Here is a 22,391-nt window from a genome sequence, read left to right on the forward strand (position 1 = left end):
AAAATTTTAAGCATAAAAATCTTTTTTTGCAACATTCTAAAAAGGTCCTAAAAAACAAAGGAGGTGCCATTCATGACAGTCATCAATGAAGTTAAAACAGCTCTGGCTGGACTAAAAAGTGCTCAGGCGAGCTTTGAAACATTTGCTCTTAGTACAGATAATGAACAAGCGAAGCAGCTGTATCAAGATGCCGCTAAACAAACTCAAGCCGTAGTGGACAGTATTTCACCGCGTGTTCAGCAAATCGAACAAGAAGAACCTCAATACAAACAATAATCATTAACACGATACAAAAGGTTGGTTGGATATTGGCCAACCTTTTTCCCGATTTTGAATGGATAAAATGAGGTGATTTTCATGAAAGTCAACATAGCAAATTTTAAAATTCTTATATTATTGCTAATCATTATCGGACTAAGCTCTGGATGTAATGAAAATCAATTGGATAATAACAATAAAAAGTCTAGTGTTTCGCAAATACATACAGGGAAGCCAATCGATCAATCTATCGCTAACCACGCTAAAGAAAAGATTATAACTAAGGACGAAATTACGGATGTTAGGGCTGTGAATACAGATAAGGAGCTTCTAGCGGCGATAAAGGTAGAAAATTTCGACCGTTTTCGCTTAAAAAGTATCGAGAAGACCGTAACATCCGACTTGGAAAAAATGTATCCGAATCACATGGTTGTCGTTTCGTCCGATAAAAAAATGTTATGGGAACTCCAAAAAATTGAAGAAAGACTGCAAAAAAACAAAACGAATAAGAAAAACTTAAAAAAGGATCTGAAAAAACTTAAAAGTCTCATAAAGGAACAGACGTAAAGAGGGGGCTCAAGTCATGTCAAATAATCAAAAGAAACAGCTTACACCAGTCCAGCAGGAATACCAAGAAGTACAAAAGCAACATGAAATAAAAAGACCAGTTGTGAAAAATTGTATAAAAGCCTTTCTAATAGGTGGTCTTATCTGTCTTATTGGCCAGTTTATTCAAGACTTCTATATTTATTATTTTGATTTTACAGAGCAAACGGCCGGAAATCCGACGGTTGGAACGTTAATTTTTATTACGATGCTTTTTACTGGTTTTGGAGTATATGACCGAATTGCCCAATTTGGCGGTGCCGGTACAGCAGTACCTGTAACTGGTTTTGGCAACGCCGTTATATCACCTGCAATGGAACATCGAACCGAAGGATTTGTACTGGGCGTAGGCGGAAATATATTTAAATTGGCGGGGTCGGTTATTTTATTCGGGGTTTTTTCTGCTTTTGTTATTGCCTTAATTAAAACGATTTTGATCAAGTGGGGTGGTTTATAATGCTTGCAGGCCATCGCACGTGGATATTCGAACAAAAGCCCGTCATTATTTCTACTGGAACTATTGGAGGGCCCTTTGAAGCTAATGGTGCTATCCCAGATGACTTTGATACTCTTCATGCTGATTTATGGCTTGGACAAGATTCCTATGAAAAAGCACATAAAGTCCTTTTTGAAGAAGCTTGTCAGAAAGCAATGGAAAAAGGAGGAATCCAAAAGGATCAGGTACAATTTATCTTTGCCGGTGATTTAATAAATCAAATAACGCCAACCAGTTTCGCCAGCCGGACAATTGGAGCACCGTATTTTGGTTTGTTTGGTGCCTGTTCTACTTCAATGGAGGGGCTTGCATTAGCTGCTTATATCGTTAATACCAATGGAGCTAAATATATACTGACTGGAGCCTCCAGTCATGATACAGCAGTTGAAAAGCAATTTCGTTATCCAACTGAATATGGCGGACAAAAGCCTCCTACTGCCCAATGGACAGTCACAGGTGCTGGCGCGGCCCTTTTAAGTGATTCTGGTGAAGGACCAAGTGTTACATCTGCAACAATTGGCCGTGTAATTGATATGGGCTTAACAGATCCATTTAATATGGGAGGGGCCATGGCTCCTGCTGCGGTGGATACCATTGAGGCGCATTTAACGGAAAGAAACATTGATCCATCTTATTATGATTTAATCGTCACCGGGGATCTTGGCCAAATAGGGCGTGAAGTTTCCCTTGATTTATTTAAAAAGCATGGAATTTCCATCAGTGAAGAGCAATACCAGGATTGCGGTCTTATGATTTATCGGGAGGGTCAGCCAGTCCTCGCAGGTGCAAGTGGTCCAGGTTGTTCAGCAACCGTCGTTTATGGGCATTTATTAAATCGCATGAAGAAAGGAGAATTTAAAAGAATGTTAGTCGTGGCCACAGGTGCCTTATTATCTCCACTTTCTTTTCAGCAAAGCGAATCGATCCCTTGTATCGCCCATGCAGTATCCATTGAATATGGGGGGCAATCATCCATATGACCTATTTTTGGGCTTTTACCGTAGGCGGTTTGATTTGTGTCATTGGGCAGATTATGTTTGATGTGTTTAAATTGACACCCGGACATACATTAAGTTCTCTTGTCGTAGCAGGGGCTATTTTAGATGGATTTGGATTATATGAACCCTTGATTGATTTTGCTGGTGCAGGCGCTACTGTACCTATTACAAGCTTTGGCAATTCCCTTGTGCATGGGGCTATGCAGGAAGCAGAAAAACACGGGATAGTTGGTGTACTCACGGGAATGTTTGAAGTAACCAGTTCAGGTATTTCAGCTGCCATTATTTTTGGAATGCTGGGAGCCCTTATTTTTAAGCCAAAAGGATAAGGAGGATGTTAAATGACGATTGCATCAAATGTAAAACAGACTCTTGCCAGCCTTAAAGGTGCAGAAGCCGATTTATCCAGCTTAGCACTTAGGACTCAAGACTTTGAATCAAAGCGTACACTCCATGAAACCATGATGAGTGTCCATGAGGTAGTAACGGATTTAAAAAAGCGAATAGGTGAAATGGAACGGGAAGAATTTCAGTATAAAGGTTTTTAAGAGATATTATTTTTGCTGGGGGTGTTAATCAGTGCCTGCATGGTTAGATATTGCCGTACGGTCAATTTTATTTGTTGTAATTTTATTCTTTATTACGAAATGGTTAGGAAAGAAACAAATATCAGAGTTATCTTTCTTTGAATATGTCACTGGTATTTCTATTGGGAGTATAGGTGCTGAGGTTGCTATGGGGCTTGAACGGAGCATTTTTCACGGGATCATCGGAGTTATTATCTTTGCAGCGATACCCTTTATCTCTGGTGTACTTTCCTTAAAAAGTAAAAAGTTTCGTGATTTTGTAGAAGGTACAGGAACTATCTTTATAAAAGACGGAAAAATCATGGAAGATAACATGAAAAAGGAAAGATACACGACAGATGAGTTACTGGAGCTGCTTCGCAGGAAGGATGTTTATCAAGTGGCGGATGTAGAATTCGCCGTATTAGAGCCGACTGGAGATTTGTCCGTCATGCTAAAGAAAGAAAATCAGCCATTAACACCAAAGGATCTAAACTTGGCGATTGCTCCAATCAAAGAGCCTCAGACTGTCATTATGGATGGTGTTATAATGGATGAACCGCTTGCCACGATCGGACGAAGCCGGGCCTGGTTATACACTGAATTAGATAAGCTTGGTGTAACGGTCGAAAATGTGTTTCTGGGACAAGTTAACTCCTATGGAGAGTTAACAGTAGACCTGTTTGACGATCAATTACAAGTCCCATCACCTCAGGATCGAGCCCTAATTCTTTCGACCCTGAAAAAATGCCAAGCAGACTTAGAGCTGTTTGCTCTTGGAACCGAAGTAAAAGAAGCTAAGCAGATGTATAGTGAAAATAGTGAAAAACTGCAAAAAGCAATTGATAAAGTGATGCCTATTTTAAAAGGATGATGATGCATTAACAGTAAAGCAGGACCTATTTATTTTAAAACTAATTAGTTAACCCCTTAGCTTGATTTCAGACTAAGGGGTGTTTTCCTATATTATTGTCAAGTTATCTGCTTCTATTTCCCGATGCTAATTCCAGCCCTTTTTGATAATATTGTGCCATCATTTTTTCAGGAACCATGCTTCCGCCTGTCGCCCACACAATATGTGTACCCTTATTCATTGCTTCCGTTAAACCGTGCATGTGTAAATAATCTTTACCTTCACTGCATAATTTACTTGGTCCAATCAGTCCTGCTAGTGCAGAAGGTTCTAACTGGATGCCCTCTGTATCAACTAGTTCCTTTAATAACTTATAAAGCAGTTCATCGCTGACAGTATAAGTTCCACCTAGAAACGGCTCTATAGTTTTACCAACAAATCCCGATGGCCTCCCTACAGCAAGCCCATCAGCGTCTGTAAGATTATCAATGCCAATATCTTGTACAGAAATTTTATCATGAAGGCCAGTCATTAAGCCGAGCAGCATACATGGCGAGTGGGTGGGTTCTGCAAAAAAACAGTGAACATTGTCTTGAAACAATAATTTTAAACCAAAGGCTACGCCTCCAGGACCGCCGCCTACTCCGCATGGAAGGTAAACAAATAAAGGGTGATTTTTATCTATTATGATCCCTGACTCTTCCAATTGCTGCTTCAATCGAGATGCAGCCACTGCATAACCTAAAAATAGGTCTTGAGAATTTTCATCATCCACAAAATAACATGCTGGGTCACTATATGCCTGGGATCGGCCTTCTTCTACCGCTTTACTGTAGTCAGCTTCATATTCAATAACTTTGACATTTTTGCTTCTGAGCAATTCTTTTTTCCACTGTTTTGCATCAGCTGACATATGAACAGAAACATTAAAACCTAATTTTACACTTATGATGCCAATACTAAGTCCTAAGTTTCCAGTCGAGCCTACTGCGACTGAGTATTGTGAAAAAAATGTTCGAAATTTTTCACTATCTAAAATCGAATAATCATCTTGAATGGTTAACAATTGATGTTGAAACGCTAATTTTTCTGCATGCTTGAGAATTTCATAAATCCCGCCTCTTGCTTTAATAGATCCGGATATAGGAAGGTGACTATCGCATTTTAATAATAATTCTCCTGGAATAGGCTGCTGATAATTCTGCTCTAAGGATTTTTTCATTGAAGGTATTCTCACTAAAGGAGATTCTATGATACCATTGGATTCTTTTGTTTCAGGAAAAGCTTTAGAGATAAATGGTGCAAAACGTTGCAGCCTTTCCTCTGCATCTTTTACATCTTCTAGAGTAAGGGGAGATTTTTTAATTCCAGTTTGAAACGTTTCCAGATTAGGATTGATCCAAAAAACCTCTTCTGTCGATATGAGCTTATTCAGTAAAGGATATTTGTCTTTCCATGCTTTTATTTCTATTCTTTCAATGTCTTTCAACTTTTTTATCCTCCTGATTTTTTGTGCGAAATATATTTCTGAATTTTTATAAATTTTATCATACTTTCAATTTTTTCTTTTTATTTTACATTATTTTAATGGAGCAAATAGCTGTTAAATTAGCGAGAACATATCTGTATTTGAAGGTTTTATTGATAAGAATGTCTTTCGTAACACTCCGATTGTGATGAGTGCTAATGAGGAGGGCAAAAGAACACTGTGATTAAAGTTTATACCCTTGGATTGGTGGAAATCGTCAAGCAAAAATCAGCAACAAAAGTTTTTTATTGCCTACTTTACAGTTGAAAAAATGAGATTCATGGAAATATTTCTTAACAATCAATTTATTAATAATAATCAAAAGATTAAGATTATTATGTTGACTAATGATATATTGAGTATTTATACTGATAAATGAAGTTGTAACGTCAATTTTTATATTGAAATGAAGTAAAAACATCAAAAGGAGGTATTGTTTAGTGAGTGATCAAGATGATTTTATTGAGGACAGCAGGTATTCCCAATGTACGAGAGAAATGTGGGCTACGGTAGGCTTATTTGTAATAAACATTCTTCTTGTCGGGGGTGTATCGTTATGGCTTGGGCTTAACAAAACCGCAGATTCAATGACTTATATTCTTGGTTTTCCTGCTTGGTTCTTTTGGGGAGGGATTATGGGCACAGCGATTTTTTGTATCCTTCCTTATTTCATGATTAAGTTCTTTTATAAGGATATGTCGATTGAAGCTGAGGATGAAAGGTAGGTGCTCACTCAATGAAATGGGATGTTCTTATACCGATATTTCTTACTTTAATTGCTACGTTTGCAATCGGGATTGTTCTTCACAAGAAAATGAAGGTTAAAAATGCAAACTTTCAGGAGGATTATTTTATTGGAGGCCGATCTCTTGGACCATTTGTACTGACCTTCACTATTTTAGCTTCGGCAGCAAGCGCCGGCACTTTTATCGGTTCTCCAGGGGTGGCATATACATCAGGATTTAGCTGGGTGCTTATTCTCCTTACACAAGTTGGAATGGGTGTATATATATTAGGGATTCTTGGGAAAAAGTTTGCGATAGTGGCAAGGAAAATTAATGCTGTCACTTTAACGGATTTTTTCAAGGAAAGATATGAAAGTAAAGCGGTAGTGCTGGGAAGTTCTATCGGGGTTATCCTTTTTATCAGTGCCTATATGGTAGCTCAATTTGTAGGAGGAGCCCGCATTTTAGAATCAATAACGGGTTTACCCTATAAAACTGGATTACTTATTTTTGGGCTAGCTGTTGTTCTGTATACTGTATACGGTGGTTTTAGAGCAGTTGCATTAACAGATGCTATTCAGGGCATCATTATGATTTTTGGTGGAGTGCTGCTTTGGATTTTCTTTTTAATTAAAACGGACGGATTTAGTGGCCTAATAGGAAAGCTAGTTGCTGAACACCCGGAAATGGTAGAATTACCAGGACCGTCAGGAGCAACACCATTAATGCTTTTTTCCTACTTTATGCTTTTTGGCATCGCAGCCATTGGTTTACCACATGCTTCAGTTAGGGGAATGACCTTCAAAAATACTGATTCAATGCATAAGTCCATAATCTATAGTGGAATGATTATGGCGTTGTTTTCCATATTTTTTGCAACTCTTGGTCCGTTTGTAAGGGTTTTATATCCGGATTTATCAGCACCAGATATGGCATTGCCGACATTAATATTAGATATAATGCCGGGATGGGTTGCTGGACTCGTACTTTCGGCTCCGCTAGCTGCTATTATGTCAACGGTCAACTCAATGCTACTTGTGACGAGTGCTTCTGTTGTAAAAGATATATATTTAAATTACATCAATCCTAAAGCAAGTGAAAGAAAAGTAGCTAAGTTATCTTATTTCTCTACCCTGATTATTGGACTAGGAGTGGTATTGTTTGCTCTAACACCACCAGACTATCTGCAATTTTTAGTAATTTATGCGATAGGTGGACTGGAAGCTACCTTTTTTGCACCCATTGTATTCGGTCTTTATTGGAAAAGAGCTAATGCATGGGGAGCTATTGTCTCAATGTATACAGGGTTAATCAGCTATATCATTCTTGGTGAGCTTTTTCCGAATCCCTTTGGAATGCAAACCATTGTAACTGCAACAGCTCTATCCGTAATTTTGATGATCGCTGTCAGCTGTTTAACTCCTCGGCCATCTGAACAAATTATCATCAAAATGTGGGGAAACAAAAAAGTTGAAAACCCTCACATTAAGAAAACTTCTATAGGGTAAGCATTTATTCCATCCATATAAGAAAAATCAATCTATTATTTTAGGAGGAAAATTATGTTTGATTTAATCATTAAAAATGGACGTATTTATGACGGAACAGAAAATCCTTGGACAAAATCTGATATTGGGATTAAAGATGGTATTATCCGTAAAATTGGCGATTTGAAGAATAAAAGTGCAAATCGAGTTATCGATGCAGAAAAAATGGCTGTCACTCCAGGGTTTATCGATACACATGTACACTCGGACCTTCTATGTACCAAACCAGAGATTCATAAAATTAAGGTTTTGCAAGGGGTAACAACAGAATTATTTGGGCAGGACGGGATATCTGTAGCGCCTGTATCTGAACAAACAAAACCCCTTTGGCAAAAGCAATTAAAGGGGCTAAACGGCGATATTGGAGATTGGCCATGGAATACGATTGAAGAGTACCTTGAATTTTTGGATCATTCTAAAATTTCCGGCAATGCAGCTTATCTAGTTCCTCATGGAGCTGTACGTACATTGGTAATGGGATTTGATGGCCGGCAAGCTACTAAAGAAGAAATGGAGAAAATGAGGGATCTTGTCGAGGAAGGCATGAAACAGGGAGCTGTGGGGTTGTCTTCAGGCCTGGTTTATCCTCCTAATGTATTTTCCTGCAAAGACGAATTAATTGAAATTTGCAAAGGTGCAGCGAAGTACGATGGTTGCTTTGTGGTTCATATTCGCAATGAAAGCAACAAATCACTAGAGGCGCTAGATGAAGTTATTGATGTAGCAAGACAATCTGGGGTACGGCTGCATGTTTCCCACTTTAAGGTTGCTGGGAAAATTAATCGAGCAAAGTATGAACAGGCTCTAGTAAGAATGGATGAAGCGAGGTCAGAAGGGATAGAAGTAACATTTGATCAATATCCATATACAGCAGGGTCTACTGTTTTTCATGCTATATTACCACCTTGGATGCATTCTGGCGGTACAGCAGAATTGTTGGAAAAGCTAAAAGATCCTAGCGTACAAGCTCGCATAAAAGAGGACTTAAAACATAATTCCGATTATGAAAATTGGGTATTGAATTGCGGGTGGGAGAATATCACGCTTACATCCGTCTCAACGGATAAAAATCGGTGGGCTGAAGGAAAGAACATGGTGGAAATTGCCAATCTCTTAAATGTTGAACCTGCCGATGCAGCATTCAAACTTCTTCTTGAAGAAAGTGCGGGAATTACTATGCTTGTACACTGGGGTGATGAAGAAATAATTACTGGTGGAATACAGCATCCCTTACAAATTGTAGGATCTGATGGCATTTTTGGAGGAAAACCTCATCCTCGCTTATATGGTACGTATCCGAGAGTATTGGGGCACTTTGTAAGAGACAATAATGCCCTTACGCTTGAACAGGCAATACGTAAAATGACCGGTGCTCCTGCTCAATTGTTACGTCTAAAGAAAAGAGGGTTAATAAAAGAAGGATTTACGGCTGATATTGTTATTTTTGATCCACTAACCATTCGTGACAATGCTACTTATGAGGATCCGTTACAAGAGCCCTCAGGTATTAACTATGTAATTGTTAACGGACAGCTGGCTGCAGAAAATGGGAAGTACTTAGGGGTAACCGCTGGTCAAGTGTTAAGGCGGGAACCTGTATATGCCGAGAATGTTTCTGTATAAAGATTTACAGAATTTAGCCACTTACCGGAAATCTGCAAATTGAAGAATTCTTGACGATAATGATGTCTTTTTCCCTTTCAATTAAAGTTATTCAAAATGAAATCCTCTGAGATCAGAGCAGAATGCAGAGTGAAGGTAATTGGGAAAAAGACTATTAATATATCCATTAGAAGAAATAGCTGAAGCCGAAATTGTATTTGGAAAAAATTTATGGAAAAATGGTATTAAGAATAAGTTAATAAATAAAAAGGCTAGAAAAGACTAACGTCAATTTTCTAGCCTTTTAAAAAAGCAGGGTAGATTACATCCACGATCTAGTTAGAAAAAACTACTGAAATTTACGTGGAATCCCGGTAGAGCGTCCACTGCATTAGCCAGACGGGTATAAGGATCCTTCAGAAATCTACTAGGTGCAGCAATATTGCAATGTCAATATCTTGTCCTTTTTCTTGTATGTGTCTTTAGAGGCTTCCTTTAGATTTAGGATTGGGGGTAATCATATAGCTCCTTACTTGCAAGATGGCTGGTTTTCAAACGGAAAATTATGCTGTAGTGGATGGTTATTTTATACTTTAAGTAAGTTATCATTTAGTTAAGTAAAATAACGATCCAGAAGTAAGAAGAGGTGTGCTGAATGAAAGTGATGTTAGGTTTAGTGGTATTGATCTTAATTCTTGCTGTTGTTTCTACGTTGGTGCTGACAGGCAAATCAGACGAGGACTACGGAAATTCGGCTAAGAAAAATACAGCAAATTTAACTTTAATATATGTGGTGGTTATATTTATTGCTCTCACTTCACTTGGAATCTATATTTGGCGGGCTTAATTAGCTAAGGGAGATGATGAGAAGTGACATGGGCTGTTTTAATTCCAATTATACTTGTTAGTTTATTAAAAATTGTCATAACCTGCCTGCCAACGGGTACTGTCAATTGGCTCCTCAGCAAATTTGAAACACATTCCAAGCTTAAAGAGGAGGACGTTACCGTTACCTTTGGAGATAAGATTCTCGAAAGCGAGGAAAAAATTAAATTTATAAATCAATTTAACGAAGAATTTTTATCAAGAAGCACTATATCCATCCTGGGAACGAACAGAATTTTTTATCGCCATCGAAAGCCGGCACGCCCGTAATAATGGATGTAAAGCGGGGGGAAACAAACCCCAGGATTATTGTATACAGTTATAGTGATCGAATTGATGTGGTAAAACAATACAGAAAAAAAGTTGTTGTCTATAGCCTGATTTCCGAGGAACTCCAGCATAGCCGTTTGGCTGTGCAGGGCAGATAGTATAGAGACAACACTGAATAAAAAATAATACAACCGAATATTGGCCAGATAGAATCACGCATGGGTAAAAGAATCCATGCGTGATTTACCTTTAACTCCAATAAACTAAACGCCATCCTTAAAATTGATTGCTGCTATATGAATGCAAGGGCTTCAGCAAATCGTTTAATACCTTCATGAATGTTTTCTTCTTTTTCCCTTGCAAATGTAAAACGGATAAATCCTTTCTCAGTTCCCATTGAGCTGCCAGGAACGTAGATGACGCCTCTCTTAATAGGATTCTTCGAGTAATCTAATCCATTAAAATCCTTCTTGATTCTGAAGCATAGATGTATACCGCCTTCAGGGACGTTATATTCAACTTGATCATGAAAAAAGGTCTGCAGACTTGTATCAATCTGCTTGCTTCGATGATCTAATTGCTTCACTAAATGCTTAATATGGGATTCAAATTTGCTGGATTCAATAAAATCATTGGCAATCCATTGAGAATAGCTTCCATGTCCAAAATCGTCCTGCTGTTTTGCATCTGACAATCTTTCAATTACCGGTTTCGGTCCGATAATCCAGCCTATTCTTAGGCCAGAAGCAACAATTTTTGTCAGAGAGCTAATATATAGAACATTTCCATTTTGATCAAGGGATTTAAGAGTTTTCATTTTTTCACCTGTGAAAGAGGTTAAGCTATATGGATCATCCTCCACAATGGGAATGCCATATTTAGAAGATAGTTCCAGGATTTTTCTTCGTTGGTTTTCAGGTAATAATGTACCCGTTGGATTTTGGTATATAGGATTTAAAAAGATCATTTTAATTTGGTGTTTTTTATATAATGCAGTGATATCGTCCGGATCAATTCCATCCTTATCTGTTTATAAGTAATAGGTTTTGATGCCGGCAGATTTAAAGAGGGGGAGGCTATAGTGATAAGAAGGATCCTGGATCGCTACAGCATCACCCGGTTTCAGGAGACATTGAATCACAAGATGCAAGGCTTGCTGTGCCCCTGAGGTAATCAGGATAGAAGAAGATTCAGCCTCAATGTCCCGAAATGTTTTTACATGGGCAGCAAGAGTTTCTCTAAGAATTTCATTCCCTTGGGGATGGTCATATCCCAAAGGGCCAATAAAGGATCAGCTGGATGTAATTTCTCTTAGGGACGATAAGGGAAAAAGGTCTTGAGACAGTTCCCCGCTGGCTAAGTTAATCAGCTTGGTCCCAGTTAGTTCCCTATGGATTCTTTTTGTAACAGAGAAATTAGGCAAAAAGGGGCCCGCTTCAATGTATCTGTTCCAGCTTGGAATCCTTCTCTTTGTCATCCCCCAAATATCCTTGCTGATCGTTGTACCGCTTCCCTGATTGCGTTCGATGATTCCATTGGACTCCAGTTCATCATATGCCGCAACAACCGTGCTCCTGTTGATGTTAAACTGTTTGGCCAATCCTCTTTCAGAGGGAAGCGGCTTATCGGGGGAAAAGTGCCATCTGCAATCCCATTTTCAAGATAAAAAGCAAGCTGCTTATAAATAGGTGTTCTCGACTTTCTGTCAGGTATCCAATCCAATTGAAACAATCCTTTTCATAAAATAATGGCCTTTTTTGATATATAACACCTTTCTTTTAATGATGGATTGACTGGAGCTGCCAACTAGCTTTACCGAAAACACCATTATCCAAAAATTCTCGTCCAATGGGCAGACTGATGAGTTTTTGAGTGGAATTTTATGTTACTGGCTTTTAACCGGTGCAAGGTGAATTTTTCACTCTAATTCAGAAACTGTTCTTTCATTGAGAGGCTGAATTGACCTGCTATTATGAGGGAAAATAGAACCAAATGCATTAATTTGTTCTTTTGACAGCTCAATCGGCTGCTCTAAGACGAACCATTTTACTCCCTCAGAACAAGGCGGTGTTGTTAATGACCCGCTATAGCTGAAGAGTTTTCTCTCTTTTGGCAATAAGTTTTCAAGGTTTATAGACTTGTCCAAAATAACATCCTTTTCCGTTTTCTCTTTTGGAAGTGCGGCCCAGATTTCTTCAAGTACTTTATTTTCATTTCCAGTATGAATAAGAAATCCAAGAACAGCCAACTGTCCTTCTTTGTTTTGATGAACTAAATGTCCCTCCATCTCAAACTTATTTCCGTTAAGCTGGTGTTCACTGGGATTATGAAAGTGCATTTGCTTCAGTGTATACTCTTCATCATTTACTATTATCTTATTTCTGCCAGATGTATCATTAGCTTGTATAGTATGGCCATTGTTCATAAGTGTAAAAGCTGTAGGGCTATAGTTTATTTTAATTTCACTTAATGCTTGATCGGTCTGTTCATTAGTTTGTTCAATGTCGATTGGTGACTGTTCTGTACCATCTGCGCACGCAGAAAATGCATCGATTTTTCCCCAATGTTCCGGACCGGTATCTCCATTGTAAGACCAATGAGTCTCACTTTTATCCGAATTCTTTTTCTCAGGTGAAGTTTGCGTAGCAGAAGTACAGGCAGTCATGAATAGTAAGACAGTTCCAAGAAATAATTTTGTAAATAAATTATTTTTCATATACTCTCCTTTCAAATTACAGGTCTTCGTCTAAAGGAAATTCTCCCCTTATTATTATTGTAAAATTTAGAATAAAATGGAACATGTCTTTTTACTTAATTTTTTCAGTATAAATTAAGTGAATAGTGAATAAGAATATGCCTGCTTGGTGCCTTTTTATATAATGTTAGTTGAATGATTCAATGATTATTGATATATATATAATTAGGTAGATAAGTAAGGCGGGATACTAACATATTGGTTTATGTTGTTCAACAATGCTATACTGAAAAATATCCATCGTTTAAGAAAAATATTTATTCTTATTAAATCATGCTACTTGTTTAATAAGTTTGAATAACATCTTGACCAATGATAAGGTAAATAATTATCTCCTGTGAGAAACGGTGGTTAAAAATATTTGAATACATATCGGGGGCTGGTGGAAACTGGCTGAGATTGCAACTATTCCGTTGCTGACCGTGATAACCTGTTGGATAATGCCAGCGTAGGGAATGTGATTAGGGGAACTATGAGCACTTTGCGCCTGCAGAGTGCTCTTTTTGTTTTCCTAAAGTAAAGGGCCAGCAAATAAATATAGTAAGCTCTTATGTTCAGCTTTACATAATTTCAAAAAAGAGGGTATGACGAAATGAGAAATGAAATCGTAGACCGTGTTCTTCATTTTATGAGAAGTGAAGATTTTTCTGATGAAGCCTTTAATGACCTGGCATTAAATTTGTTTCGGTACCAATATTCGAATAACAAACCTTTTCAAATGTATTGTCGTCAGAAAGGGAAAACACCTAGGATGGTCAAAAGTTGGAAGGATATCCCTGCGGTGCCCATAAATGCATTCAAGGAGCTCACCCTAAGCTGTGAGGATACGGAAACTGCAGAGGATGTGTTTATGACAAGCGGAACAACGAAAGGGGTTAGAGGGAAGCATTACCACCCAACATTAGAGGTATACAATCAATCCATGTTAAAAAACTTTAAAGCTCGTTTTATGAAGGAGCATAAACAAATAAAAATGGGTATCCTATTTCCCGCTGAAAAGAATATGCCCAATTCTTCTCTGTCACATTATCTAGCATTGGCATATAAGGAATATGGGACACATGACAGCCAATATTTTGTCGATGGACGGGGCTTGAAGGTTGATTCCTTATTGCTCGCCTTAGAGCAAGCTGAGGAATTGGGTCAGTCAATAGCGCTTCTTGGTGCATCCTTTAGTTTTGTTCACTTGTTTGATGAGCTGCAAGCAAAGGGGAGATACTTCCGCCTTCCAGCTGGAAGTAGAATTCTAGATACTGGTGGCTTTAAGAATAAATCAAAGGAGCTGGATTTAGAGACGTTTTATACCCAGCTTTCGACATTGTTAGGGGTTGATAAGTCGGAATGTATCAATATGTATGGAATGACTGAATTGAGTACGCAATTTTATGATCATGGGAATAGTACAGTACCATCAGTAAAATCAGGTCCACATTGGATACGAACAAGGCTGATAAACCCATTAACAGGGGAAGAGGTTGTGAAGGGAGAAAAAGGAGTGCTGGTTCATTGTGATCTAGCAAACTTTAATTCAGTCACAACGATTTTAACGGAGGACCTCGGTGCAGAGAAAGAGGAAGGATTTATATTATTAGGGCGGGCACAAGGAGCAGAGGCAAAAGGATGCTCAATGGCTGTAGATGAATTCATACAGGCAGCAAAGGGGTCATTTCAATGATGGAAATCGCAGGCTATCTTCCAAGCACTCTCAAGGGGGAGCCAGAATATAAAACCTTAACCTTTGAAGGAAATGACAGGAAGCTAGACGTACAAGTTCCACTATTATCACAACAGCAGCTTGATCAGGTTATTAATGTGGTAAAAGCTTCAGCTGCCTCGGTACTTAAATCTTTGTCTGTGACAGAAATTATTGAAATCATTGATAAAGTTATTGAGCAATTGCTGGATCGATCTAACCCCTATCGGCAAAAGGCAGAAGAATTATTGCCAATTGTAACAGGTTATAACGAGGAAATAATTAGGCTTGGGTTAACAAATTATCTAAAAACTTTTCGCAAGCAAAATTTGCAGCGTTTTATTGCGGAGGATTTTGGAAACCCTTTGCTATTAGAAGACTTTCAGCCAAGAGTCAAAAAAGGATTTTCTAAGGCTGTAGGAGCAAATATTACGGTTCAAGTCTGGTCTGGGAATGTTCCTGCTCTTCCACTTTGGAGCCTCATATCAAGTTTAATCGTAAAATCTGGCACCATTGGCAAGCTGCCGAGTGCGGAACCCTTATTTGCAGGCTGGTTTGCAAAGATGATTGCCGAGGCTGAGCCAAAACTTGCAGATTGTTTAGCCGTCATTTGGTGGAAGGGCGGTGACGAAGAAAAGGAGAAGCGTGTATATCAGCATGCGGATATTGTTCTTGCTTATGGCGGCAATCAAGCACTGGATTCAATAAAAAGCCGTGTTCCCATTACCACCCGCTTCCTTCCATTTGGTCATAAAATTAGTTTTGGTATTGTTTCAAGGGTTAGCCTTGACTCTCGTAAAGTATGGAAAACAGTCCGGGATGCTGCATATGATGTAATTCGGTATGATCAACAAGGCTGTTACTCTCCGCATGTTTTTTATGTGCAAAATGGCGGGAATATTGAACCGAGAGAGTTTGCCAGATATTTAGCCCATGAATTAGAAAGCTTTGAAAAGAGGTACCCTCGCAGAAGTCTTTCATTAGAAGAAGCAGCAAAACTTGTTGAATGGAGACAAAAGGAAGAGTTCAGTTTATTTACTAACCAAGAAAAAGAAATCCTTGGTGAACAAAATAATTCCTGGGTGGTCGTTTTTGATAAAGCTGAAAATGAGTTAACACCAAGCTGTTTAAATCGAGTCATCAGAGTTGTTGAAGTGGACGAGTTAGTTGATATCCCGTCATATATCGAGAACTCAAGATCGTATCTGCAAACGGCTGGGATCGCAGCGTCACCAAAAGAACTCTTTGAAATCGCAGAGCTATTAGGAAGAGTGGGAGTAACACGTATAACAAGGTTGGGAAATATGACAGCCCCAGAAGCAGCATGGCATCATGATGGACGTTTTAATTTACTGGACTTAGTAAATATGGTGGATATTGAACACCTTGCGGAGGAATATTCAGAAAATCTTGCCTCTTATGTAGATTAGGAGATAATACTATGAGTTTTTTAATCATTGACAACGTAACCTATAGTTATGATGGAGAAAAAAATATAATAAATGATACATCGTGGGAGATTAAAAAGGGAGAATTTCACAGCCTATTAGGACGAAGCGGCTGTGGGAAGACAACTTTATTGAAAGTAGCAGCAGGACTTCTAGAGCCCACTACGGGGGCAGTTGCGTTAGGAAATAAGAAAATAACCGGACCTTCATCTGACATCGGCTTTGTTTTTCAGGCACCTACACTACTGGAGTGGAAGACGGTCCTTGAAAATATTCTTTTGCCCATTTCATTAAAAAGAAAGCGAACAGCGGAAGATTGCGAGAGAGCCAAGACATTATTAAGGATGATGAAGCTAACGGATTGTGACGGCCATTATCCATCTGAACTATCAGGTGGCCAGCAAAGCCGTGTCGCTATAGCACGAGCCTTGATTAATCATCCTTCAATGTTATTTTTGGACGAGCCTTTTGCTGCACTTGATGCCATTACAAGGGAAGAGCTGCAGGATGATTTATTATCACTGTGTCATGATCAAAAAATGACAGTATTATTTATTACTCATGATATAACTGAGGCAGTGTATTTATCGGATCGGGTTGCAGTCATGAAGAACGGAGAAATTATTTTAGAATTAACCGTACCACTGCCAAAGCCGCGTCAAGCTTCTGATCGGTACAGTTCCTCGTTTAATGAGCATTGCTTAAAGATTCGAACTGCCATGAATGGGTGGGAAGGATGAAAAACTACAGACTTTATTCATTCGTACTGTTCCTCTTGCTAATGATCATATGGGAGCTTATCGCAGGTACGATGTCAGAGCTTATTTTACCTGCTCCTTCAGTCGTCTTATCTGTACTTTGGGATGGAATGGTGTCCGGGTATCTCTTGCCGCATCTTTATAGGACATCCTTAGAAGTTATTTTAGGACTTTTCTTTGGAAGTCTAATAGGTTTAATAGCGGGTATGATCTTGGGAGAAATTGAATTCTTAAGAAGAATCATTCTTCCCTATGTCATTGCCAGTCAGGCTGTGCCAAAGCTTGCACTTGCCCCGTTATTTATCTTGTGGTTTGGCTTTGGGATGACATCAAAAGTAGTCATAACCGCCCTTATATGCTTCTTTCCGCTTCTGGAAAACACTATCGTGGCAATTAAGCAAACTGATTCAAATAAAAAAGAATTATTTCGAGTTTTAAATGCTACAAGATGGCAAACATTACTTCATCTAAAACTTCCCTCCGGGCTGCCTAGTATTTTGGCTGGATTTCGTGTCGCGGTAGTATTAGCGGTTGTTGGAGCCGTTGTTGGGGAGTTCATTGGAGGCAGTGAAGGATTAGGAGCCATGATTATTGCATCACAAGGGATGATGGATACACCCTTAATGTTTGCTGTCCTTATATTACTCACCCTGCTAGGGATGTTTTTTTATGAAGGTGTGCGACTGGTAGAGAAATGGCTTATAAAGCCCAAAAAGAAGGAGAAAATGAATAGAAAATGAAGACCATGATGAAGGCATTTATTATAGCAATTTTAACAATCTTAACAGCATGTAACCAAGATTCAACTAGTACAACACAAGAGAAAGCAACGCTGGAATTAATTCGAGTAGCAAGCTGGAGCAAACCGATTACAGAACAAACAAACCTGCTTGTAGAGGAGAAGAAAGGGTTTTTCAAAGAACAAGGATTAAACATGACCTTTATTCCTGGTGCAGGAGGGGGAGATGCAATTAAAAATATTCTCACAGGAAAAGCCGACATTGCTTTTACTGATCCAGGCTCATTATTTTTTGCCTTAGACAAAGGGGAAAAACTAAGAGTGATTTATAATATCTATCCTCAGAATGTGTTCAATATTGTTTCATTAAAAGATAAAGACATTACGAAGCCAGAAGACTTAAAAGGGAAAACGATTGGTGTTTACAGCCTTTCAAGTGGGACAAGACAAAATTTATTAGTTTTATTACATGAGGCAGGCTTAACAGAAGAAGACGTGAAGATTGTTGAAACAGGCATCTTAAACTTTGCTCCATTAATGCAAGGACAAGTGGACGCAACAGCTGCTACAGATACTGGTTTATTTAATGGCCAACAGAAGAGTCTGGGTGAAGTGAACGTCATGGAGGTTAAGAACTATCTAAACTTTCCAAGTGATGTATTTGTTGTAACAGAGGAAACATACCAGGAGAAAAAGGAGCTTTTACAAAGCTTTATCATTGGTTATAGAAATAGTGTTGAATGGATGATAAATAATCCGGATGAAGCAGCTTCTTTAGCGGCGGCCTATGCTATTGATGGGAAAAACGAAGCCAATAACCTGGAAATTATTAAGATTCGCAACGAATCAAGTGTATCGGCAACAACTGAGGAACGGGGCTTAGGCACTTTTGACATGGACATGTTACAAGCGGCAGCAGATACCTATAGAAGATTAGGATTGGTTGAAAACCCACTGAACATGAAGAATATTGTAACAGAGGAGCTTATTCCGAAAAAATAATAGGAGATATGGAATGAAATTTCAAAACAAAGTTATGCTTGTCACAGGATCAAGTCGTGGAATCGGGGCATCCCTTGCAAAAGGTTTTGCCAAAGAAGGTGCTACTGTTGTCGTTAATTATGTAAAAAACCAATCAGCAGCTGAAGAGGTTGTTTCAGCTTGTATTGAACTTGGTGGAGATTCTTGGGCCATTCAAGCTGATGTAACGCAGGAGCACGCTGTAAAGGATATGGTTGATGAAATCTTATTAGAAACAGGAAAAATTGATGTGGTCGTAAATAACGCTTTTAGACCATACACTTTTAATCCAGATCAACGAAAATTAGCCTGGCAACTCACTTGGGAGGATTATCAGGAGCAAATGGATGGTACACTTCGTTCTACTCATTACCTTTGCCAGGCTGTTATTCCAGCTATGAAAAAGCGAGTTCAAGGAAGCATTATCAATATGGTTAGTAATTTAGTAGAAAGGCCGATTGTACCATACCCTGACTACACAACCGCTAAAAGTGCTGTTGTAGGTTATAGTAGAAATTTGGCTGCAGAACTGGGGTCTTTTGGAATTAGAGTCAACTGTGTAGCGCCAGGATTAGTCTATCCAACAGATGCAAGCCGTGATACAAAAGAGGAAGTAAAGGAGATGATTATTTCCCAAACACCATTAAGACGGCTTGCTTCACCAAGTGATATTGAGGGGCCGGTCTTATTTTTAGCTTCAGATTGGAGCAAATTTATGACAGGGCAGACACTTTATGTAGACGGTGGCCTTGTTATGCAGTAAAGAAAGTGGAAGGAGTTAGTTAAATTAGCTAAAGCATTTAGCTTATTAAGAAGTGGGTCATTTGGTAAGCAATAATGGCTTCAATAGTTCAATTTGCAATTTGGTTCTTTCTTTTACAAAAAGAAGATACAGGTAGGGTTAGTTCATTTTTATTCCAAGCACCATTTTTTGGCGTGCTTTCTGGTTGGCTCTTACCAATGAAAAATTAGATATATCAACTTTAATTGGAGGCAGTCACATTTTAGTAGGGATTTATTTGGTTAACAGACAAAAAATATGGAATAGAAAAACAATATTAGACGACGGTCTAAGCCGGGTTCCTCATTTTGGCCGCTTCCTCTACGCCAAATTCTGAGATGGCTCCTATTAATGGACCAAATGTTAACAGGGCAAGTATGATTCCAACTAATACAACCCACCTTAATTTGAGTTTGTCTTTAAGATATTGAGTCAAAAATAAAATAGCAGTGATGTCAAACAGGCCTGAACATGAACAGAGTATTCCTTTAAATAAACCTTCAATGCCATTTTCATAGAGGGGAAACAGCAACTCGTAATTCTTGTTTGGAATATTCCCTGCTGCGACAAAAAAGCCAAAGAATGAAACAATCGGAATGACAATCAAGGCAATGGCGCTAATCGTCCTGATTCCTTTGACAGATGCATAAAAACAAACAAGGGAGAAAAGAAAGACAATCATTAAATTCGGGACTTCAAAAGCGTAATTACCTTTGGCCCAAAAAAACGTGAATTTGAGGGTGATAAAAGCTGAAAAAAGAAAATATAGTCCAAACAATAAAGCAATAATGGAATAAATCCAGGAAGGCAGCCCTTTTCTTTTCAGTAAAGTAATGAGGTCATTTTGACGGTCCATTTTTTTATAGATATAGAAAATTATCAGGCACCAGAGAATCATAGGTACTATACTAAAAAGAACACTTAACCAGGAATCCCGTTTCGCTGTTGAAAGCAGGATTGGAAGAATGAGCACGTGCACAAGAAATCCTGTAGAAATGATGTGCAGAATATATGTGCAAGGATTGAATTACTTTTTGATTCATTCGATCACCTTTGAATTCTTTAATGTCTGTTCTATAGTTTGAACTCCGCTTTGTTAATTTATGTACACTCTTTTTTGAAGACAGAGAAGATGTACCGGCTAGAAAAATAATCAATTTCAAGGACTCCAGATACATGTATCTCTGTAACTATAAAGGGTTTTTAGAAAATACTAAGCCAGTGTGCACCTATTTGGAGCTGCAGCTCTCGATGCTGGCTTTGTCTGGTTCGTCACATTGGTCTGAACGATTTATCCGCTGATGGGATATCTTGGATTTAGGCTGATAGCGGCGAGTAAGAATGCGTGGTTTAGCATTAAGAGGAAGGCTATGGATGTCAAAACAACGATTCCTATTGAACAATAAGAGCAAGGAAGGTAAATGAACAGATTTAAGAAGCTCGATTCGCGGTGCGGAACTGCGAATCGAGCTTCTTTTTCTTGATTGATCCTTAAAAATAAAAATTTCTTAACATATTTTTTCTATATCCTTGTTTAACAACTATACACCTGTCCCTCCTTTTGAATAATCTATTATGAAGGAGGTGAGCTGTAATGTTAGGGGATGCGAAAGAGAATCAGTCAAGCTGTTCTTCTGGAAGAAAGCTTAAATCATTATTTCCACAAATAGAAATTGTGCCTAGAAGTAATCTGGGAGACACTCCAGACGACAACTGCGAGTATTATTGTATCGGCTATGTTTGTGTTAAAGTCTGCTATGGAGAATAACCAGCTTATTATGACCATGAGCGTGTTATGCGCTCAGGTGTACATAAAAGTACTGTTCCTGGATTGATGATTTATAGCTTAACAGTCAGTTATTAGAATAACTCAAAAACCTATAGTATAGACACTATTTAACAGGCTGTTCTTTCCTTGAAAATTTTGCTTGGCAACCTAAATTTTCATCACAATAGCAAAGAAATAAAGAGAAAAAACCACTCGAAGTGGTCTTCTAATCTCTCATTGCTCCTGCCTCTCTGGAAGTCATTGCACCTTGCCCCCGGCTTACATCTTTTTGGATTTCTTGTTTTACTTTTTGCGGATCAGTTCCGGCAGGTTTCGTCATATTATTCTTCGCTTGTTGCTCCTGTTGCATACAGATCCCTCCTCAATTTTTTTAAACAAACTTATAATTTACAATAAAACACTCATTTATCAGAGGATTTGAGAAAAAAGTGAGGAGAGCATTAAAGCCAAGAAGACCACTTTCTGCTTTAAGCATGATAATTATGTATTAATGACTGTTGCGATAAGGGCACGATCACTTAAAAAGCTGCTATCATAAGCATTTATAGAATTACCACCTATAGAAAGAGAATATCGTATACTCTCCAGAAGATGCCTGCGTTCCTTATCGTATGCTACAGGATTTATTCCATTCTATTTCGTCATAGTAAAGATTCTTCCATTATTTAACTCGCACCAATCTAATCCGTCATATGTTTCCTTATTGCCATACTTATTAAAAAAAGCTTCCTTGTTATCGAATACTTCCATTAAGCCATTTTCCAGAAATGTGATCATTTGAAAAGTATTTAATTTAAAAACGCTGGAGACAGCTATTAATTCACCTATATGGACATTGTTGGCAACATTTTTCAAAATTCACACTCCTTATTAGAAAAATTCTGCTCAGATACACCGTTCCTAATAGAAATAACCCGATACGTGCCTAACAATACATATATTTTTAATCTTAGCTGTACAGATGAATGTATGCGCCGACTCTACCAATACAAATTCAAAAGAAAAGAACTGACTGTTAGCTGACGGTTTTCTCTGTTTAGAGATAATCGTTAGAAAACACTTTATTGTGTTATT

At 38.3% G+C, this 22,391-nt stretch carries 24 protein-coding genes and 2 pseudogenes; 20 read left to right on the top strand and 6 right to left on the bottom strand.

The features are described from left to right. Positions 1-72: 72 nt before the first annotated feature. From ACTHRG_RS15175 to ACTHRG_RS15205, 7 genes are all read left to right on the top strand, one after another. Positions 73-276, top strand: coding sequence for a DUF1657 domain-containing protein (locus ACTHRG_RS15175; protein ID WP_440231537.1), 204 nt, complete (start codon positions 73-75; stop codon positions 274-276). A gap of 81 nt (positions 277-357) precedes the next feature. Then, positions 358-825 carry a YhcN/YlaJ family sporulation lipoprotein gene (locus tag ACTHRG_RS15180; RefSeq protein WP_440231538.1) on the top strand — a complete coding sequence of 156 codons (468 nt, stop codon included), beginning with the start codon at positions 358-360 and terminating at the stop codon, positions 823-825. A gap of 16 nt (positions 826-841) precedes the next feature. Continuing rightward, the gene (gene spoVAC, locus ACTHRG_RS15185) at positions 842-1,321 is read left to right on the top strand and encodes a stage V sporulation protein AC (RefSeq protein WP_440231539.1); all 480 of its coding nucleotides are present in this window, start codon (positions 842-844) and stop codon (positions 1,319-1,321) included. Then, entirely contained in the window at positions 1,321-2,340 is a 1,020-nt protein-coding gene (spoVAD, locus tag ACTHRG_RS15190) for a stage V sporulation protein AD (RefSeq protein ID WP_159864454.1), read from the top strand. The genes spoVAC and spoVAD overlap by 1 nt, the downstream gene beginning before the upstream one ends. Continuing rightward, complete coding sequence (gene spoVAE, locus ACTHRG_RS15195) at positions 2,337-2,687, top strand: stage V sporulation protein AE (protein WP_019382211.1); 351 nt, start codon at positions 2,337-2,339, stop codon at positions 2,685-2,687. The genes spoVAD and spoVAE overlap by 4 nt, the downstream gene beginning before the upstream one ends. 12 nt (positions 2,688-2,699) lie before the next feature. Beyond that, positions 2,700-2,906 carry a DUF1657 domain-containing protein gene (locus ACTHRG_RS15200; RefSeq protein ID WP_061791255.1) on the top strand — a complete coding sequence of 69 codons (207 nt, stop codon included), beginning with the start codon at positions 2,700-2,702 and terminating at the stop codon, positions 2,904-2,906. 31 nt (positions 2,907-2,937) lie between these two features. Then, complete coding sequence (locus tag ACTHRG_RS15205; protein ID WP_019382209.1) at positions 2,938-3,798, top strand: DUF421 domain-containing protein; 861 nt, start codon at positions 2,938-2,940, stop codon at positions 3,796-3,798. Positions 3,799-3,901: 103 nt separating this feature from the next. Here the strand turns inward: ACTHRG_RS15205 and ACTHRG_RS15210 are convergent, their stop codons facing one another. Continuing rightward, complete coding sequence (locus tag ACTHRG_RS15210; RefSeq protein WP_076258501.1) at positions 3,902-5,266, bottom strand: D-serine ammonia-lyase; 1,365 nt, start codon at positions 5,264-5,266, stop codon at positions 3,902-3,904. Between the two features lie 479 nt (positions 5,267-5,745). On the opposite strand from ACTHRG_RS15210, the gene ACTHRG_RS15215 reads away from it, so the two are divergent. The 6 genes from ACTHRG_RS15215 (at position 5,746) to ACTHRG_RS15240 (ending at position 10,492) form a co-directional block, all read left to right on the top strand. After that, complete coding sequence (locus tag ACTHRG_RS15215) at positions 5,746-6,030, top strand: YhdT family protein (RefSeq protein ID WP_019382206.1); 285 nt, start codon at positions 5,746-5,748, stop codon at positions 6,028-6,030. 11 nt (positions 6,031-6,041) lie between these two features. Then, positions 6,042-7,538, top strand: coding sequence for a sodium/pantothenate symporter (panF, locus tag ACTHRG_RS15220; RefSeq protein WP_019382205.1), 1,497 nt, complete (start codon positions 6,042-6,044; stop codon positions 7,536-7,538). A 54-nt stretch (positions 7,539-7,592) separates the two neighbouring features. Continuing rightward, positions 7,593-9,200: an N-acyl-D-amino-acid deacylase family protein gene (locus tag ACTHRG_RS15225; protein WP_440231541.1), complete on the top strand. Its 1,608-nt coding sequence runs from the start codon at positions 7,593-7,595 to the stop codon at positions 9,198-9,200. A gap of 634 nt (positions 9,201-9,834) precedes the next feature. After that, a complete protein-coding gene (locus ACTHRG_RS15230) occupies positions 9,835-10,026 on the top strand; it encodes a hypothetical protein (RefSeq protein WP_163140551.1) in 192 nt (63 codons plus the stop codon). Between the two features lie 23 nt (positions 10,027-10,049). Further along, positions 10,050-10,334 carry a YfmQ family protein gene (locus tag ACTHRG_RS15235; protein WP_286167871.1) on the top strand — a complete coding sequence of 95 codons (285 nt, stop codon included), beginning with the start codon at positions 10,050-10,052 and terminating at the stop codon, positions 10,332-10,334. Next, positions 10,277-10,492, top strand: coding sequence for a YfmQ family protein (locus ACTHRG_RS15240; protein WP_286167899.1), 216 nt, complete (start codon positions 10,277-10,279; stop codon positions 10,490-10,492). The genes ACTHRG_RS15235 and ACTHRG_RS15240 overlap by 58 nt, the downstream gene beginning before the upstream one ends. 134 nt (positions 10,493-10,626) lie before the next feature. Here ACTHRG_RS15240 and ACTHRG_RS15245 read toward each other — a convergent pair. Beyond that, positions 10,627-12,056: pseudogene (locus ACTHRG_RS15245) on the bottom strand (PLP-dependent aminotransferase family protein). A 196-nt stretch (positions 12,057-12,252) separates the two neighbouring features. Continuing rightward, entirely contained in the window at positions 12,253-13,050 is a 798-nt protein-coding gene (locus tag ACTHRG_RS15250; protein WP_440231543.1) for a carbonic anhydrase, read from the bottom strand. 631 nt (positions 13,051-13,681) lie between these two features. On the opposite strand from ACTHRG_RS15250, the gene ACTHRG_RS15255 reads away from it, so the two are divergent. The 7 genes and pseudogenes from ACTHRG_RS15255 to ACTHRG_RS15285 form a co-directional block, all read left to right on the top strand. Next, positions 13,682-14,764, top strand: coding sequence for a LuxE/PaaK family acyltransferase (locus ACTHRG_RS15255; protein WP_163140547.1), 1,083 nt, complete (start codon positions 13,682-13,684; stop codon positions 14,762-14,764). Continuing rightward, on the top strand, positions 14,761-16,212 hold the full coding sequence (locus ACTHRG_RS15260; RefSeq protein ID WP_440231544.1) for an acyl-CoA reductase: 1,452 nt from the start codon (positions 14,761-14,763) through the stop codon (positions 16,210-16,212). The genes ACTHRG_RS15255 and ACTHRG_RS15260 overlap by 4 nt, the downstream gene beginning before the upstream one ends. Positions 16,213-16,223: 11 nt before the next feature. Further along, entirely contained in the window at positions 16,224-16,970 is a 747-nt protein-coding gene (locus tag ACTHRG_RS15265; protein ID WP_440231545.1) for an ABC transporter ATP-binding protein, read from the top strand. After that, on the top strand, positions 16,967-17,728 hold the full coding sequence (locus tag ACTHRG_RS15270) for an ABC transporter permease (protein ID WP_163140541.1): 762 nt from the start codon (positions 16,967-16,969) through the stop codon (positions 17,726-17,728). Before ACTHRG_RS15265 ends, ACTHRG_RS15270 begins: the two co-directional genes overlap by 4 nt. Then, complete coding sequence (locus tag ACTHRG_RS15275) at positions 17,725-18,729, top strand: ABC transporter substrate-binding protein (RefSeq protein WP_163140539.1); 1,005 nt, start codon at positions 17,725-17,727, stop codon at positions 18,727-18,729. The genes ACTHRG_RS15270 and ACTHRG_RS15275 overlap by 4 nt, the downstream gene beginning before the upstream one ends. Positions 18,730-18,742: 13 nt before the next feature. Beyond that, positions 18,743-19,510, top strand: a complete 768-nt coding sequence (locus ACTHRG_RS15280; protein ID WP_440231547.1) for an SDR family oxidoreductase — start codon at positions 18,743-18,745, stop codon at positions 19,508-19,510. A 68-nt stretch (positions 19,511-19,578) separates the two neighbouring features. Further along, positions 19,579-19,865 (top strand): annotated as a pseudogene (locus tag ACTHRG_RS15285) (EamA family transporter); the annotation flags it as partial. Here the strand turns inward: ACTHRG_RS15285 and ACTHRG_RS15290 are convergent. The 3 genes from ACTHRG_RS15290 to ACTHRG_RS15300 form a co-directional block, all read right to left on the bottom strand. After that, complete coding sequence (locus tag ACTHRG_RS15290) at positions 19,818-20,537, bottom strand: GerAB/ArcD/ProY family transporter (protein WP_440231564.1); 720 nt, start codon at positions 20,535-20,537, stop codon at positions 19,818-19,820. The pseudogene ACTHRG_RS15285 and the gene ACTHRG_RS15290 overlap by 48 nt on opposite strands. 985 nt (positions 20,538-21,522) lie before the next feature. Next, positions 21,523-21,666 (bottom strand): hypothetical protein, encoded by a 144-nt coding sequence (locus ACTHRG_RS15295; protein WP_440231548.1) that lies wholly within the window; start codon positions 21,664-21,666, stop codon positions 21,523-21,525. A gap of 284 nt (positions 21,667-21,950) precedes the next feature. Next, a complete protein-coding gene (locus ACTHRG_RS15300) occupies positions 21,951-22,172 on the bottom strand; it encodes a hypothetical protein (RefSeq protein WP_440231549.1) in 222 nt (73 codons plus the stop codon). Positions 22,173-22,391 lie beyond the last annotated feature (219 nt).

This window comes from Cytobacillus sp. SAFR-174 (genome assembly GCF_051964675.1).
In the GTDB taxonomy this organism is placed as follows: Bacteria; Bacillota; Bacilli; order Bacillales; family Cytobacillaceae; genus Cytobacillus.

Bases quoted from the DNA above. Each gene is read 5' to 3' on its own strand.
- ACTHRG_RS15180 (WP_440231538.1), top strand. From the start codon at position 358: ATGAAAGTCAACATAGCAAATTTTAAAATTCTTATATTATTGCTAATC.
- ACTHRG_RS15250 (WP_440231543.1), bottom strand. From the start codon at position 13,050: ATGAAAAATAATTTATTTACAAAATTATTTCTTGGAACTGTCTTACTA.
- ACTHRG_RS15255 (WP_163140547.1), top strand. From the start codon at position 13,682: ATGAGAAATGAAATCGTAGACCGTGTTCTTCATTTTATGAGAAGTGAA.
- ACTHRG_RS15175 (WP_440231537.1), top strand. From the start codon at position 73: ATGACAGTCATCAATGAAGTTAAAACAGCTCTGGCTGGACTAAAAAGT.
- ACTHRG_RS15265 (WP_440231545.1), top strand. From the start codon at position 16,224: ATGAGTTTTTTAATCATTGACAACGTAACCTATAGTTATGATGGAGAA.
- ACTHRG_RS15225 (WP_440231541.1), top strand. From the start codon at position 7,593: ATGTTTGATTTAATCATTAAAAATGGACGTATTTATGACGGAACAGAA.
- ACTHRG_RS15200 (WP_061791255.1), top strand. From the start codon at position 2,700: ATGACGATTGCATCAAATGTAAAACAGACTCTTGCCAGCCTTAAAGGT.
- ACTHRG_RS15260 (WP_440231544.1), top strand. From the start codon at position 14,761: ATGATGGAAATCGCAGGCTATCTTCCAAGCACTCTCAAGGGGGAGCCA.
- ACTHRG_RS15230 (WP_163140551.1), top strand. From the start codon at position 9,835: ATGAAAGTGATGTTAGGTTTAGTGGTATTGATCTTAATTCTTGCTGTT.
- ACTHRG_RS15275 (WP_163140539.1), top strand. From the start codon at position 17,725: ATGAAGACCATGATGAAGGCATTTATTATAGCAATTTTAACAATCTTA.
- ACTHRG_RS15280 (WP_440231547.1), top strand. From the start codon at position 18,743: ATGAAATTTCAAAACAAAGTTATGCTTGTCACAGGATCAAGTCGTGGA.
- ACTHRG_RS15270 (WP_163140541.1), top strand. From the start codon at position 16,967: ATGAAAAACTACAGACTTTATTCATTCGTACTGTTCCTCTTGCTAATG.
- panF (WP_019382205.1), top strand. From the start codon at position 6,042: ATGAAATGGGATGTTCTTATACCGATATTTCTTACTTTAATTGCTACG.
- ACTHRG_RS15295 (WP_440231548.1), bottom strand. From the start codon at position 21,666: ATGCAACAGGAGCAACAAGCGAAGAATAATATGACGAAACCTGCCGGA.
- spoVAE (WP_019382211.1), top strand. From the start codon at position 2,337: ATGACCTATTTTTGGGCTTTTACCGTAGGCGGTTTGATTTGTGTCATT.
- spoVAD (WP_159864454.1), top strand. From the start codon at position 1,321: ATGCTTGCAGGCCATCGCACGTGGATATTCGAACAAAAGCCCGTCATT.
- spoVAC (WP_440231539.1), top strand. From the start codon at position 842: ATGTCAAATAATCAAAAGAAACAGCTTACACCAGTCCAGCAGGAATAC.